The 16,061-nt window shown below is 34.1% G+C and carries 15 protein-coding genes; 7 read left to right on the forward strand and 8 right to left on the reverse strand.

The window, feature by feature from the left end:
* Positions 1–72 precede the first annotated feature (72 nt).
* A complete protein-coding gene (locus RT99_RS11730) occupies positions 73–1,041 on the reverse strand; it encodes an SPOR domain-containing protein (protein WP_042564927.1) in 969 nt (322 codons plus the stop codon).
* 255 nt (positions 1,042–1,296) lie between these two features.
* Here RT99_RS11730 and dprA point away from each other — a divergent pair, with 255 nt between their 5' ends.
* Complete coding sequence (dprA, locus tag RT99_RS11735; protein WP_042564928.1) at positions 1,297–2,397, forward strand: DNA-processing protein DprA; 1,101 nt, start codon at positions 1,297–1,299, stop codon at positions 2,395–2,397.
* A gap of 20 nt (positions 2,398–2,417) precedes the next feature.
* On the opposite strand, the gene RT99_RS25570 is transcribed toward dprA, so the two are convergent.
* From RT99_RS25570 to RT99_RS11750, 3 genes are all read right to left on the reverse strand, one after another.
* Positions 2,418–2,543, reverse strand: coding sequence for a FeoB-associated Cys-rich membrane protein (locus RT99_RS25570; protein ID WP_207384887.1), 126 nt, complete (start codon positions 2,541–2,543; stop codon positions 2,418–2,420).
* 132 nt (positions 2,544–2,675) lie between these two features.
* Positions 2,676–3,650, reverse strand: coding sequence for a tryptophan--tRNA ligase (trpS, locus tag RT99_RS11740; RefSeq protein ID WP_042564929.1), 975 nt, complete (start codon positions 3,648–3,650; stop codon positions 2,676–2,678).
* Between the two features lie 180 nt (positions 3,651–3,830).
* Positions 3,831–4,208 (reverse strand): GxxExxY protein, encoded by a 378-nt coding sequence (locus RT99_RS11750; RefSeq protein WP_042564962.1) that lies wholly within the window; start codon positions 4,206–4,208, stop codon positions 3,831–3,833.
* A gap of 290 nt (positions 4,209–4,498) precedes the next feature.
* Here RT99_RS11750 and RT99_RS11755 point away from each other — a divergent pair, with 290 nt between their 5' ends.
* Positions 4,499–5,245, forward strand: coding sequence for a 1-acyl-sn-glycerol-3-phosphate acyltransferase (locus RT99_RS11755; protein WP_042564931.1), 747 nt, complete (start codon positions 4,499–4,501; stop codon positions 5,243–5,245).
* 574 nt (positions 5,246–5,819) lie between these two features.
* Here RT99_RS11755 and recA read toward each other — a convergent pair.
* From recA to RT99_RS11775, 4 genes are all read right to left on the reverse strand, one after another.
* Positions 5,820–6,827: a recombinase RecA gene (gene recA, locus RT99_RS11760; protein WP_042564963.1), complete on the reverse strand. Its 1,008-nt coding sequence runs from the start codon at positions 6,825–6,827 to the stop codon at positions 5,820–5,822.
* Between the two features lie 191 nt (positions 6,828–7,018).
* Positions 7,019–7,528, reverse strand: coding sequence for an acyl-CoA thioesterase (locus RT99_RS11765; protein WP_042564932.1), 510 nt, complete (start codon positions 7,526–7,528; stop codon positions 7,019–7,021).
* Positions 7,529–7,644: 116 nt separating this feature from the next.
* Complete coding sequence (locus RT99_RS11770; RefSeq protein ID WP_042564933.1) at positions 7,645–8,028, reverse strand: DoxX family membrane protein; 384 nt, start codon at positions 8,026–8,028, stop codon at positions 7,645–7,647.
* A 6-nt stretch (positions 8,029–8,034) separates the two neighbouring features.
* The gene (locus RT99_RS11775; RefSeq protein WP_042564934.1) at positions 8,035–9,183 is read right to left on the reverse strand and encodes a hypothetical protein; all 1,149 of its coding nucleotides are present in this window, start codon (positions 9,181–9,183) and stop codon (positions 8,035–8,037) included.
* Between the two features lie 436 nt (positions 9,184–9,619).
* Here RT99_RS11775 and RT99_RS11780 point away from each other — a divergent pair, with 436 nt between their 5' ends.
* The 5 genes from RT99_RS11780 to RT99_RS11800 all read left to right on the forward strand — a co-directional run.
* Positions 9,620–10,072: a hypothetical protein gene (locus tag RT99_RS11780; protein ID WP_042564935.1), complete on the forward strand. Its 453-nt coding sequence runs from the start codon at positions 9,620–9,622 to the stop codon at positions 10,070–10,072.
* Positions 10,073–10,254: 182 nt separating this feature from the next.
* Complete coding sequence (locus tag RT99_RS11785) at positions 10,255–11,547, forward strand: hypothetical protein (protein WP_042564936.1); 1,293 nt, start codon at positions 10,255–10,257, stop codon at positions 11,545–11,547.
* 104 nt (positions 11,548–11,651) lie between these two features.
* Positions 11,652–12,065: a hypothetical protein gene (locus tag RT99_RS11790; RefSeq protein WP_042564937.1), complete on the forward strand. Its 414-nt coding sequence runs from the start codon at positions 11,652–11,654 to the stop codon at positions 12,063–12,065.
* Positions 12,062–13,510, forward strand: coding sequence for a gliding motility protein SprC (gene sprC, locus RT99_RS11795; protein ID WP_042564938.1), 1,449 nt, complete (start codon positions 12,062–12,064; stop codon positions 13,508–13,510). The genes RT99_RS11790 and sprC overlap by 4 nt, the downstream gene beginning before the upstream one ends.
* The coding region (locus tag RT99_RS11800) for a PorP/SprF family type IX secretion system membrane protein (protein WP_042564939.1) at positions 13,510–16,061 on the forward strand (2,552 nt) is incomplete at its 3' end. The genes sprC and RT99_RS11800, both read left to right, overlap by 1 nt.

Below are 16,061 nucleotides of genomic sequence, written 5' to 3' on the forward strand. Positions count from 1 at the left end.
GCAGACGATTTTTAAGGGACAAAATAGGGCAAAAAAAAATCCAATTCTGCAGGAATTGGATTTTCTTAATTTTTATAAAGATTCGACTAAAATCCAGGCATCCGGATTTTCGCCTTTCTGAATTTCTTTTTGAGCTTTTTCAGCTTCGGCCATTGTTGCATAACTTCCGTACAAAACCGGAAATAAACCATGCTTGTTTTCACCAAGCATTCTCGCACTGTAACCGTCTTTAATCAACTGATCATATGCTTTTTTGGCATTTTGTTCACTTCTAAAAGCTCCCGCCATAATGTGATAAGGCATTTTTTTGACTTCTACTGTTTCAGTTTTTGAAGAATCTACAGAAAGTGTAACTGCCGGCAACGGATTTTGAATAAAAAAAGTTGCTTCTTGTATTTTGTTTTCTACCTTTTTCTGAACTGCGCTTTCCACGATAAGTGTTTGTGTTGCAATTTGGTTTTGGTAAATTGGATATCCAATACTTCCTGTAATTCCAAGACCTAAAACAAATATTGCAGCATATCTTAAATATGATTTTGAAGATTTAATTTCATCTTCATCTTCGTTTAAGGCGATAGCTTCTCTTTCTTCAAGTTCTGCCACTTTTTTCTCAAACATTTCTCTTTTAACAACTGGAGAAACAAACGGACTTAATCCGAAAGAACTTGTTAGATAGTTATGTTGATCGTTTGGAGAGAAAACCATATTTTGATCTGCATTCAAACGAATATCACCAATATTTTTTAATTGCAAAGAACCATATTCTTCCAGTACTTTTTTCCAGTTTAAAACCTCGTGTGCAATGGCACTAACAGCAAAACCGTATGATGTGTTTTCTGCCTGAGCAATATGATTTGCCAATAGTCCGTCATTGTTTTTCAATAGACCATTGAATGAGATTGTTTTTTTTGGTGGAAAAAACGAATTTGTACTCTCATTCACCTGAGCCGGCTGAATTTCTGTTAGAAATGCTCCAAATCCGGGAACCGTTACACACTGATAACGATACAATAATTGCGCGATGTAAGTTTCGATTTTCATAGTAACAAAGTTATGCATCCAATATAGTTATCAAAATTTTATTCACAATTTTTATTAACAATCCGCATTGTTTTACATGTTGTTCTTTTTCAACGATTTAAATATAATTAGTTTTTTGATAATAATTATAATAAGGTTTAAATATTTTATTTTAGCAGGAAATTACTTCTGTTTTATATCTTTGTTCTTCTTAAAAGTAGTCGGGATGTTATTGTTTTAAAGATTTTTTCTACTTCTTAAAAATTAAATTTTATTATGTCAGAACAAGATTTGTTTTATTTGTTAGCCTTATTAAAAGTCGAAGGTGTTGGTGATATTATGGCCAAAAAATTACTAACTCATTTTGGAAAGGCAGAAACGGTTTTTACAACAAAAACAAATCAAATTGCAGCCATTGATGGAGTTGGTTCTGTTTTATTAAAAAACTTGAGAGACAAATCTATTTTTGAAAAAGCCAGCAATGAACTTGATTTTATTAAATCTAATGATATAAAAGTTTCTTTCTTTCAGGACGAAAATTATCCGGAACGACTGAAACATTGTTTTGATTCGCCTGTTTTGATCTTTTCTGCAGGAAATATGAATTTAAAAAACAAAAGAATAATCAGTATTGTCGGCACGCGCCAGATCACTTCGTACGGAACGGATTTTTGTAGAAAACTAATTGAAGATTTGGCACCTCTTGATCCCGTAATTGTGAGTGGTTTTGCTTACGGAGTTGATATTGTAGCCCACCAAATTGCGATGGAAAATAATTTGCAAACTATTGGTGTTCTTGCACATGGCCTCAATCAGATTTATCCAAAAACGCACAAAAAGTATGTTGCAAAAATGGAGGAGAACGGTGGTTTTATAACTGAATTCTGGAGTTCGTCAAATCCGGATAAAGAAAATTTTGTACGCCGAAATCGCATTGTGGCCGGAATGACCGAAGCTACAATTGTCATTGAATCTGCCGATAAGGGCGGATCTTTAATTACCGCCAATTTGGCAAACGACTATAATCGCGACGTTTTTGCGGTTCCGGGCAGAGTGACAGATAAATATAGTCAGGGCTGTAATGATTTGATTAAAACACAAAAAGCAAGTGTTCTGTCGAGCGCGGCAGATTTGATATATATGCTCAATTGGGACATCGAGAAAAAGGTAAAATCAATTCAAAAATCACTGTTTGTTGATCTTGAACCTGATGAGCAAAAAGTGTATGATTTTTTAATAAAAAACGGTAAAGAGTTGCTGGATATTATTGCCTTGCAGTGCGATTTCCCGATTTTTAAAATTTCAGGAGTCTTGCTAAATATGGAACTTAAAGGCGTAATTCGGCCATTGCCAGGCAAATTATTTGAAGCTATTTAACGGGTAATTACTTGATTAAATTATTTTTTTCCTTTAAAATGTCTGTATAATTGATACAAGACAATAATTAAAATAATGGCAAATACAACATTCAGAATCTGAAATAAATAGGGTGGAACATCATAATCTTCTACAAACTTATTCATCTTATTTGGTTTTGATTATACTTGAAAGTATTGATTTTGATGAAATTACGAATTATTTATTAAAATTTCTACATTCTAAAATAAAAAAACCTCCTGCGTAAACAAGAGGTTATATTTATTTTTGAAAAAAGTTTATTTTCCGAAACCAAGAACTTCGCGAACTTTGGCCAAAACACCATCCGCAACAACAGAAGCTTTTGAGGCTCCTTTTTTCAATAGCGCGTCAACTTCTTCAAGGTTGTTGATATAGTAATTGTATTTTTCTCTTTCGGTTTTAAATTTTTCTGTAATCAATTCAAATAAAGCTTGTTTGGCGTGACCGTAACCATAATTTCCGCCCAAATAATTGGCTCTCATTTCGGCAATCTGAGTTTCATTTGCCAATAATGAATAAATAGCAAAAGCGTTGCAGGTATCCGGATTTTTCGGTTCTTCAAGAGGTGTACTATCAGTTTCGATACTCATAACCTGCTTGCGAAGCGTTTTATCATCCAGGAAAATATTGATAATATTATTGGCAGATTTACTCATTTTTCCACCGTTTGTTCCTGGAATCAACATACTGTCTTCCTGAATTTTAGCTTCAGGAATTACAAATGTTTCTCCCATTTGGTGATTGAAACGGGAAGCCACATCACGTGTAATTTCCAAATGCTGCAATTGGTCTTTTCCAACAGGAACAAATTCTGCATCATACAGCAAAATATCTGCCGCCATTAACATCGGATAAGTAAAAAGTCCCGCGTTTACATCATCTAAACGATCAGCTTTATCCTTGAAAGAATGTGCCAAAGTCAAACGTTGAAAAGGAAAAAAACAGCTTAAATACCAGGTTAATTCAGCAGTTTGAGTTACATCAGATTGTCTGTAAAAAGTAACTTTATCAGGATTTAGCCCACACGCAAGCCATGCAGCTGCGGTACTATACGTATTTTCTCTTAATGTTTTACCATCTTTAATTTGTGTAATCGAATGTAAATCAGCAATAAACAAATATGATTCATTTGCAGGATTGTTTGATAATTCGATTGCAGGAATAATTGCTCCTAATAAATTGCCTAAGTGTGGCGTTCCAGTACTCTGAACACCGGTTAGTATTTTTGCCATTCTCGTTTTTTCTTATTACTAAACGCAAAGTTCGTTTTTTTACGGCAAACTGTGTAATTTTTTAATTGTAAATGTTTTTTCTGGGAATGCATAATTTTTTTACCGCAGAGGGCGCAAAGTTTTTTCGCAAAGTTTGCAGAGTTTTTATGAAGCTTTTTTATAAGTTCACAGAGCTTTGCGTTATAGATTATTGAAAACTCTTCTGATTCCATTTTTTACTAAGACTTCGTTGAAATTTATAATAAGACCGAGTTTATAGTTTCCAAGTTTTAAATAGGTTAAGGTTTGTGCCAGATGATTTACAGTTAGTGATTCGACACTTTTTATTTCGATTATAAATTTGTTTTCTACTAATAAATCAATTCGATAACCACAATCTAATTTGACATCTTCAAAGATTAGCGGCATTGCTTTTTCCTTTTCTATAAAAAGCCCGCGTTGTTTAATTTTATAAAACAAACATTCCTGGTAAGCATTTTCAAGCAATCCTGGTCCAAGTTTTTTATGAATTTCAATCGCAAGACCAATTACAATACTAGATATTTCGTTTTCTGTCATAATTAAAACAGTAAATTTAATAATTATTTTCTTATAATTTAAAAAACAGTTTACATGGAAAAATAAATTTTTTTTTCGTATTAACATAAAAGAGTTTAAATATTTAGAAGACAAAGCTTTGTGAACTTCAAAAAACTTGCGTAAACTTTGCTTTGAGAACTTTGCGAAAAAACTTTGCGGCCTCTGCGGTAAAAGAATCAAGTTAACCAGACAATGAAAAAGTACTATACTCATATCTAACAAAAGAAATTCTTTATAATATTCACTTCTGTTTTCTTACATTTGAAACCATGAAAGGAATTAAAATTATTTTTTGGGTTTTGTGGCGCATTTGGTTTTACATTTTGATGGCCATTCCGATATTGATTATGCTGCCGTTTTTGCTAATTTCTATTATTGCGGAAAGCGGATACCCCTATTTTTTTAAAATGGCCCGCATTTGGGCTAAATTCATCCTTTTCGGGATGGGTTTTTATTATACGATCGAACGTTTGCAGAAACTTGAGAAGGGAAAGAGCTATATGATTGTCGCAAATCATACTTCAATGACAGATATTATGCTGATGTTGGCTATTGTTCGAAATCCGTTTGTTTTTGTTGGAAAAAAAGAGCTTTCAAAAATTCCGTTATTTGGTTTTTTCTATAAAAGAACTTGTATTCTGGTTGACAGAAATTCATCGCGAAGTAAAAATGAAGTTTTTAAAAGAGCACAAGACAGACTTAGTCAAGGACTTAGCATTTGTATTTTTCCTGAAGGCGGGGTTCCTGATGATGAAACTATTTTGTTGGATGAATTTAAAGACGGCGCTTTTCGCTTGGCAATAGATCATCAAATTCCGATTGTACCTATTGTTTTTGCAGATAATAAAGAACGATTCTCGTATACTTTTTTGAGCGGAAGTCCGGGAAAAATGAGAATAAAAGTTTTACCATTTATTGAAACCAAAGGCTTAACAAGTGAAAACAGGAAAGACTTAAGAGATCAGGTAAGACAATTGATTTATAAAGGATTACTTGAATTTAAAAAGAAAAAGTAACCAGAGTACTTAAAATAATAAACCCGGCAAACTATAAAAGCTTGCCGGGTTTTATTTTGAATTAAAACCCCTTTTATATTCAAAATTTATCGATGTATTATTTTCTCAGAAATAAAACGTAATACTTTCTTAATTTTTAATTTGGTTTTTCTACGGTTTTTATTCAACAACACTTCTAGTTTCTCTTTCATGGTTACAAATCTTAAGGGTTGGTAATAAAGAGTTTGATTAAAACTCAAGTTAACGTCACAATTAATAGATTCTAAAAAATGAAAAAGGTTGCGTTGAAACGTAAAATATTTCTTAAAAAAGAATAAAAACCCGTTAGCACCAAAAAAAACTAACGGATCTTTATAAACAATAAACAACCAAATTTATTCTAAAAACAAACTTTTGATTAAGGCATTTATGGCAGTAAATACCAGGTAAAATCTTAAGTCTCTTTATAAGATGCAATTGTTTTAAAAGGGTTGCGTCAGTTTTTTTGTTTTTTTGAAATAAAAAAAGCCCGACAAGTTTTTAAAAACTGTCGAGCTTGAATTATAAATGCTGCAATTAGCAGATATTTAATGTTTTATGCGTTAGCCAATTCTTTGATGTGAGCTTTTATTTTAAGTTCTAATTCATCAGCTAATTCCGGATTATCTTTAATTAATGCTTTTACAGCATCACGACCTTGTCCTAATTTTGTATCTCCGTAGCTAAACCATGAACCTGCTTTTTTAACGATGTCAAACTCAACTGCTAAATCAAGAATTTCACCTGTTTTAGAAACTCCTTCTCCGTACATAATGTCGAATTCAGCAGTTTTAAAAGGCGGTGCTACTTTGTTTTTAACCACTTTTACTTTAGTTCTGTTTCCGATAACATTTTCACCATCTTTAATTTGAGAGGAACGACGAATATCTAAACGTACTGAAGCATAGAATTTTAAGGCGTTACCACCCGTTGTAGTTTCAGGATTTCCAAACATTACACCAATTTTCTCTCTCAACTGGTTGATGAAGAAAACAGTACAATTTGTTTTACTGATAGTTCCTGTAAGTTTTCTCAAAGCCTGAGACATCAAACGTGCGTGAAGACCCATTTTTGAATCTCCCATTTCACCTTCGATTTCACTTTTTGGAGTCAACGCAGCAACCGAGTCAATAACCACAATATCAATTGCTCCTGAACGAATTAAGTTTTCGGCAATTTCTAAAGCCTGCTCTCCGTTATCTGGTTGAGAGATGATCAGGTTTTCGATATCTACGCCTAATTTCTCGGCATAATTTCTATCAAAAGCGTGCTCTGCATCTATAAAAGCGGCAATTCCTCCGGCTTTTTGAGCTTCGGCAATTGCGTGTAAAGTTAATGTTGTTTTACCAGAAGATTCCGGTCCGTATATTTCGATAATTCTTCCTTTTGGGTAACCGTTTACTCCAAGTGCTAAATCAACACCAAGAGAACCTGAAGAAATTGTTTCAACTTCTACAATGGCTTTATCTCCCATTTTCATTACAGTTCCTTTACCGTAAGTCTTATCTAGTTTGTCAAGCGTAAGTTGGAGCGCTTTTAATTTGGCTTCTTTTTCTGAACTCATCTTTTCTTTTTCTTTTACTTCTTTTACTTTTTCTTTCATCTATATTTTTATAATTCTTTCATTCTCAAAATAAACCGGAATTTAAAGAGCTTCCTGATTTAGATTTTTCATGGGCATGTAATTTTGTAAAATTACTTCTTTTTTTGAAGTTTCATTGTTCCAAATTGTATCAAATTTTCACAAAAATTGTCCTATAAAAATAAAGCCTTTAATTCTGTAGCTTCTGACGGTTTTATTTTTCCGGCAAGCAGTAAACTTAGTTGTTTACGACGAAGTGCGGCGTCAAAGCGTTGTATTTCAAGTTCAGTTTCCGGTATAATTGCCGGTACTTCAACAGGTCTTCCGCTATCATCCACAGCAACAAAAGTATAAATAGCTTCGTTGGCTTTGGTTCTGCTTCCCGACTCACGGTCTTCTACCCAAACATCGATAAAAACTTCCATAGAACTTTTAAAAGATCTTGAAACTTTTGCTTCTATTGTCACTACGGCTCCAAGGGGAATAGCTCTATTAAAAGCAACGTGATTTACAGATGCCGTAACTACAATTCGGCGGGAATGTCTGCGTGCCGCAATACTTGCCGCGCGGTCCATTCTGGCTAATAATTCGCCGCCAAAAAGGTTGTTTAAAGGATTAGTTTCGCTCGGTAAAACTAAATCGGTTAAAATAGTTAGAGATTCTGAAGGGTGTTTTGGATTCATTTTTTTAATGTAAAATTATTTTTTGCTGTCCGCTAAAGCGAACAATTTATTTTTTGCCACAAATTTCAGATTATCAGATTTTTAATCATTTTAATTTGAAATCTGTGGCATATTTTTTAATTCAGCCAATAAACAGCCATAATGGCCGGAACAAAATAAATAACAATGGTTCTTGCTCCATCGTAATCTTTGGCCAATCGTTGTCCAAAAAGCATCATTAACAATGAGATACAGGAAAAAACAGCACCATAAAAACCAAATTCACGACCACTGTTTGTTACTAATTGTATAGCACCAACGACACATAAAATTCCGGAAATTAATTCTAAAATTAAGAGGTGAAGAAGCGCGAGTGGCACTTGGTTTTTTAGTGGGGTTTTTGCAAAATGTTCTTTTAGCCAGGTCACATTATCTTTCCAGTAAAAAATTTTCTCGTAGCCTGATTGTAAAAATGTTAAGGCCAAAAAAATCAAAAGTAAAATAGAGGCAACATTATTCATTTGAAATTATTTTTTATGAATTAAACGAGTCAGTTTTATAGATAAATCTGTTAAAATTATTTTTGCATTTCCGTTTCTTTCAATATGGTACATCGCATCTGAAAGTTCTTTGAAAATATCATGAATATTGTTTCCGTTTACAAATGGTGCAAAATTTTCTAATTTGAATTTATCAACTTTCGGTTCTATATAGACCAAAGACGGCGCTTCATAATTAAGTAAAAGTGCCTGACGAAACATTTCGATACAAAACTGAATGAATTTTTTCTGGCTTTCGCGACCCAAACCGGCAATTTCTTCACTCCAGGAAATTAAATCCTGAATGGCGGCGGCATTGCCTTTGGCCCTAAAAGCAGCACGAACCCAATTTACAAACCATTGTTCAAAAGGAAATTCAGAATCATCTTCTTTTAGTAAAGAAACTGCTTTGTTGAAATTTCCCTGTGCCTGATGGGCAATTTTTTTGGCTAAGTTGGAATCTATATTTTCTTGAGAAACCAAGGCTTCTGCAATTACTTTTTCGGGTAAACCGTTAAAGTGAATTACCTGACAACGAGATCGAATGGTTTGAATAATATCTTCCTCGTTTTCAGAAATCAGAATAAAAATGGTTTTATCGGAAGGTTCTTCTAAAAGTTTTAAAAGTTTGTTTGAAGCGGCGATATTCATTTTATCGGCCATCCAGATGATCATAATTTTATAACCGCCTTCGTATGATTTTAACGCAAGTGATTTTAAAACTTCCTGAGCATCTTCAACACGTATTTCTCCTTGTTTGTTTTGAACGCCGAGAATTTTATACCAGTCAAATAAACCTCCGTAAGGCATTTCCTGAATAAAATTTCGCCAGTCCTGAATGAAATCTAAACTTTTAGGTTTTGTTTTTACATCTTCTGTAGTTACGGTTGGATAAATAAAATGCAAATCAGGATGCGAAAGGTTTTGGAATTTAAGATTGCAGGCATCGTTTCCATTTGAATTTTCGTCGCCTGTGTTATTGCATAAAATATATTGCGCATAGGCAATAGCTGTTGATAAAGTACCACTTCCTTCTGGCCCAATGAATAATTGTGCATGCGGAATTCGCCCTGAAGCCGCACTTTTTATCAAGTGACTTTTGATGTAATCCTGACCTAAAATTTGTGAAAATTGCATGAAGCAAAGATATAAGAAAATGATGTAGGCAAAAATTTTCAGTAAAAAGTTTAATTCTGTAGGTTCATTTTTGTATTTATGAAATGTTTTTTAACTGAATTGTTGATTTATTTCTTCTTAAGTTTTATCAATACTGAGATGATTTGAATAGATATTAAGATTTTTTTGTTAATAGTTTTTGCAAAAATGTTTAAATCAGATGTCTTTTTTGAGTACAATAATGCGTAAAGAGTTAATTTACTTAAACTATTTCTTACAGGAAAAAATTTTAACAAAATTAACAAAATCTTCGGCAAAACGCATATTTTCTCGACCTACGACCCTTTTTTAAGGTTATTTTAAGGTGAATTTTCGAAAAAAAAAAACATTAAAGTTGCGATTTAACATAATTTATATATTTTTGTTTTCATCAACAACCAATTTTTAATAAGAATTTATGAAAGGGAAAATTATTTTTTTAAGCTTATTTTTTATTTTGACAACTGCGGCAGCATCAGCTCAGGCAAAGAACGCTCCCAGAAGTATTATTAGTACAACAGCTCTTATTCGTAAATACCACGATCAAAAAGAATTGAGCGGTATGCAAAAAGGAGAACTTTTAGAGTTGTACATTGAACGAATTAAAGTATTAGTTAAGACTCTCCCTTACATTGCATTGGTGACAAAACCAGGTGTGACGATGGCAGACTTAGGTATTCCGGACGATTCTGAGCACAAAAAAGTTTTAGACAATCAGGCTGTAGGTACATCAGCATTCTTAGACGTAACTGTAGAGTTTCAAAGAAAAATGATGCCATACTCTGATAAAGGAAACTTAATTGCAGCTATTTTATTTTACGAAAGCACATTAAAATCATTACACGAGTTCAATGAATTGAACGAAATGTAATAAAAATAAAATTTTTTAAAACTTTCTTTGAAGTGTTTACGTAAATGAACTCGAACATTTAAAAGAAGTTAAAAAATATTAACTCGTTCTCGATGTGTTCTGATAGCTTTCAGGAAAATCGAGATGAGTTTTTATCATATTACGCATACCCAAATTTATTATTAACCTAATACCCTTTTATCATGAAAAAAATTACTCAAATTATCTGCGTTCTTTTGACAGTTACGAGTATGAGTGCTCAACAAGAAAAAGGAATTATGGGCTACAACAACTGGTTGAACAACTGGACTGAATTTAAGCCTAACAAAGTTGACTATGGTGAAGCAAACCAAATTTTAGCAGGAAACATTTCTGTTAATACTAAATTGCTTAAAAGAAACATTTATGTTTTGCAAGGAAACGTTTATGTTACAAACAATGCCGTTTTAACAATTGAACCGGGAACTTTAATTATTGGTGATTTCGAAACAAAAGGAACATTGGTAGTTACAAAAGGTGCGCAACTTGTTGCAGATGGTTTAGAAACAGATCCAATTGTATTTACATCAAACCGCAGCCAGAAAAAAGCTGGTGACTGGGGTGGACTTGTAATTCTTGGTGATGCGCCAATTAACAAATTTGGAAATGTTGGTTCTTACAATCTAGATCTTGATCCTACACTTACTACTTACGGTGGTGACAATGTAGCTGGTAACTCAGGTATTTTAAGATATGTTAGAATCGAGTTTGCAGGTAAAAAAGTTAAAGGTATGGATACTTTCAATGGTTTAACTATTGCAGGTGTTGGAAACAAAACTATTCTTGAAAACGTTATGGTAAGCTACTCTGGTGGTGACTCATTTGCTTTTTACGGTGGTGATGTAAATGCTAGTAAATTAGTATCATACAAATCAATCAACGACGATTATAAATTTACTCAGGGTATTCAATGTCGTTTATACAATTCATTAGCGGTAAGATCTTCTTATTTATCAAGTAATAAAGATGGTTCTCGTTGCATGGAAGTAAAATCATACGAAAAGAAAAGCGAAACTGATTTTACTAAAAAACAAACTCTTGTTGCTGCAACAAACATTACAATGCTTAATGATAGCGAAAACATCAATGCTGATATTCAGGCTGGTTTAGTAAAAGAAGCAATTTATGTTGCTGAAAATGCTTCTCTTGAGATGAAAAGAAGTGTAATCTCTGGATTTAATCCTGCTGTTTTACTAGATAGCAAAACTGAGATTAACGATGCCAACCTTAAAAAAATCAAATTTGAAGAAATGTATTTCAACCTTTGTAAAGGAAACATCTTTACTGAATACAATTCTAACAACGAAGATTTAGAGAGCTGGTATGGTAATACTGTTTTCTTTAATGTTAAATCTCAAAGTGACAACAAAGAGACATTCATTGATATCTATAACCCTAAGAAACCAGATTTCAGATTACAATTAGGAAAAATTACAGCATCTAGCGGAAACAGATAGATAGATTTAGATTTTTATTTCAGAGCGTAAATTTTATTAATAAAGTCCCCAGACACAATTTATGTGTATTCGTCTCAACGGACCCAAATAAAGATCAAAATATAATGGCCCCGATAAAAAGATATTTTACTTGTATAATATTTTTGATTTCGCCTGTAACGTCATGTCTGTATGCACAGAATACAATAGAAAAACCTACAGTTTCTGTTGTTTCTGATTGCAAGATGACTCCGTGTACACTTAATCAAAAGAATGATATAGCTGATAAACGTATCAGCAAATTAGATAATTCTAATCAGTTTATAGTAGGGCTATCCATCCCCAAGGATAGCCTTGCTATGGCAGCTGATGTAGAGAATCAAACTACTTCAGGATGTGACGAAAATTCAGTAATTGCTGGTTCTTATTCAGTTCTTGCAAAAGACATTATTGAGAACTACAAATATGATTTTTCTGAAACATTCATTGATATTTTGTTTTTTGAAGATATAGATTTAGCAAGAAAACGCACTATATGATTCGAAAAATTACTCTATTTTTTACTAAATTATTAATTTTCTTCGGCGCATTCTTTGCTTTCGAATCAAATGTTAGTGCACAAACAATTGTGCCGCAAACCTTTGATGGTCTTGAGAAACTTTGTGCCGGGGGATCTTTTAATGAATTTAATGCCACCTTTAGCTATATAGATTTTCCTGCAGGAACAACTTTTGTGGTTGAACTGTCAGATGCTACAGGTGATTTTACTACCCCAATTGCCACAACATTACTTCAAACTATTGATCTTTCTGCTACGCAGCAAACTATTAAATATGCAGTCCCAACAAGTTTAGTCGGATCTGATACTTATAGTTTAAGGGTAAAAAGTTCTACTGGAGTTGTGAGTCAGCGTTTTAAAAATTCATTAGGAAATACTTCTTTTCCAGCTTATTACAAAGATTTCGAAGCTTCATTTTTTATCAATAATAAAAGTGATGCCGCTATGATATGTTCAGGTGGAAGCCTTACACTTTCTATTAGTAACGAAACACCTACAGTTCCAAATTCATCTCCCGTTAATTATTCAAAAATTAAATATAAATGGTATAAAGATGATGTTGCAATTGCAGGACAAAGTTCTAGTACGTTAGTAGTAAATTCTACCGGAAAGTATTACGCCGAAATTGATTATGGGCAATGTACAGATGTGAATTTTAGTTCAAATCGTGTAAACGTTACTTCTTCAAGTGGCGGTTCTGCGGTTACGATAAGTTCGAGTTTAGGGAATCCTTTTTGTTCTAACGGAACAGGAACTGTTCTTACAGCAACTTCTGGAAATAGCTATGTCTGGAAAAAAGATGGTGCTGTAATAGCAGGCGCAACTAACCGTAGTTATACTACAAACGAATCAGGAATTTATACTGTTGAAGTTGATTTTGGTGGCTGTAAAGCTACCGGAAGTATTAATCTTAGTACAAACGGTTTTGATGCGAGTATAGATGTTCAAGATAATTATGAACTTACAGAAGGGGAAACCTTGAGTGTTTCTATAACAACTGATGCTACAACACCAACATATGAATGGTATTTAAATGGCAATATTATTAATGGTGCCACAACAGATACTTATCTGATAGCTGTAAAAGGTCTTTACAGAGTTGTAATTTCTCAGGTTTCAGGATGTGTTGCGACAAAAGAATTTACTTTTAGAATTAAAGGTCAATCTGGCCCGGCAACAGTTGTTCCTAATATTATAAAATTAAGTGGAGATATACCGTATTGGGATATCCCTGGCGAATATAAAAATGCAAACACCAAAGTAATGATTATAAGTTCGAATGGTGATATGGTTTTGGACGTTGTCGATTATCAAGGAGATTGGCCACAGACCGCAATAGATTTTAAAAATGTCAATCCAGTTTATTACTATGTCATTAAAGGCGACGCAGGTGAAAAAAAAGGATCAATAACTGTGATTAAATAATGAAGAAAATTTTACTATTCATAACTTTATTTTACGGTTTTTCAAATGTACTCTATTCCCAGACCTCTGAGAATGGAGTTGTTTCGTTTTCATTACCAATTAGAAATTCTTTAAAGTTTAATAGATATTTAATTAACCCTGCATTTAGTTTCGTTCGTGAACAAAATGCTTATTTAAGTTTTTATAATAAAAGGCAATGGGTGCAGTTTGAAGATGCTCCAAACACTTATTTATTTGGTTACTCAGGACGTTTTAGAGAAAATGAAGCCTTTGCTTTTGGTTTATTTCAACAAAACTATGGTTTGATGACTGTGTTTGGCGGAGTAGGTAACTTTGCGCATAACATCGTTTTAGATCAGGACAGTAATTTAACTTTCGGTTTAAATGTTGGTGCTTACCAAAGCGGTTTAAACAAAGGCAAAATTATTTCAGATGACACAACTTTAGATGGAGATTATCCATCAAATACAATGCTTACTGTAAATCCTGGTATCAACTACGGAACAGCATTTCTTGATTTTGGAGTATCTGTAAACAATTTAATTCTTTACAACTTTGGTTCAGGAGTTGTAAAAGATGATCCCGAAAGAGCAATCGAATTACATGCTATGTATACAGGATATATTGATAGCTATGGTTTTTTCGAACAAAGTAAATTCTCAGGAATTGTAAAAACAGAAATTAAACAAGATAAAGCAGTTATTTCAGGACTTGCCATGATTTCTATTCCAAAAGGAGTTTGGGCACAGGCAGGATATAATACTTTGTACGGAGTTTCAGCAGGACTTGGATTTAATATTACGCCAAGTATTGCTATAGAATATAATTATGAAAGAGGAATGGGGAATTTTACCAATTTAGGTGGTTCTCATGAATTTGCAATAGCATATAGATTTAAAAACAGAAATTACTATTACGGAGATGATGAAGATGGTGCTCTTATAGATCCAGCGAGATCTAAACCGGTACTGGCTAAGAAAAATCCATCTACAGCTCAGGTTACAAGAACAAGTGGAGCTGAAAAAGCAAAACTAGCAGCCGATGCAAAAGCGCAAGCTGATGCCGATGCACAAAAAATAAGACTTGCAGCTGCAGAAAAAGCCAAGGCTGATGCCGAAGCCGCTGCAAAAGCAAAACTAGAAGCCGACAACAAAGCTAAAGCAGACGCTGAAGCATTAAAAATAAGATTAGCTGCCGATGCAAAAGCAAAAGCAGATGCACAAGCTGCTGAAAAAGCGAGATTAGCTGCAGATAATAAAACCAAAGCCGATGCACAGGCTGCAGAAAGAGCAAGATTAGCAGCTGATACTAAAGCGAAAGCTGATGCACAAGCAGCAGAAAAAGCAAGACTAGCTGCCGATACTAAAGCAAAAGCCGATGCCCAAGCTGCAGAGAGAGCAAGACTAGCTGCAGATGCAAAAACGAAAGCCGATGCCCAAGCTGCAGAGAGAGCAAGATTAGCTGCCGATGCAAAAGCCAAAGCAGATGCACAAGGTACAGCCAAAACACAGATAGCTGCAACCAACCAACCAGCAACAGCTACAGAAAAAACAGCTGCACAATTGGCTGCTGATAAATCAAAAGCAGATGCACAAGCTGCAGAAAGAGCCAGATTAACCGCTGGAAATAAAACAAATGCTGATGCACAAGCAGTAGAAAGAGCAAGATTAGCCGCAGATAATAAAACTAAAGCTGATGCACAAGCTGAGCAAAGAGCAAAATTAGCGGCAGACAATAAAACGAAAGCCGATGCACAAGCTGCACAAAGAGCAAGATTATTAGCAGACAATAAAGCAAAAGCTGATGCACAAGCTGCAGAGAGAGCAAGAATTGCTGCAGATAATAAAGCAAAAGCTGATGCACAAGATGCAGAAAGAGCAAAACTGGCTGCAGAAAATAAAGCCAGAGTAGATGCTCAAATTGCAGAAAGAGCCAGATTAGCTGCTGCTAAAGGAAAAGTTGATGCAGAAGGAGTGGCTAAAACGCCAGCTGTCACAGAAACACCAGCTGTTACTGAAAAAGTAGCTGAGCCACAAAAAACAGCTGCAGAATTAGCTGCAGAAAAAGCAAAAGCAGATGCAGAAGCATTAAAAATAAAATTAGCTGCTGATGCTCAGGCAAAAGCAGATGCTGCAGAAGCTAAACGTAAAGCTGATGCAAAAGCGAAAGCTGAAGCGGCAGATTTACAATCTATATTAGCGGCTGACGCGAAAGCAAAAGCTGATTCAGATGCACTTCAGGCAAGGTTAGCTGCTGAAGCAAAAGCAAAAGCTGCTGCTGCTGCAAAAACTAAAGTAAGTATTGATGCAGCTAACAAAGCTAAATTAGCCGCTGCTGCAAAAGAAAAAACTGCACAAGAAGCTGCATTAAAAGAAAAGGCCGCTACAGAAGCAAAAGCGAAAGCTGATGAAGAGGCAAGACAAGCAAGACTTGCTTCTGAAGCAAAAGCGAAAGCAGACGCTGAGGCATTAAAAATAAAATTAGCTGCAGATGCAAAAGCAAAAGCAGATGCTGAAGCTCAGGCAAAATTAGCTGCAGAAGCAAAAGCGAA

It is taken from the genome of Flavobacterium sp. MEB061 (genome assembly GCF_000834715.1).
In the GTDB taxonomy this organism is placed as follows: Bacteria; Bacteroidota; Bacteroidia; order Flavobacteriales; family Flavobacteriaceae; genus Flavobacterium; species Flavobacterium pectinovorum.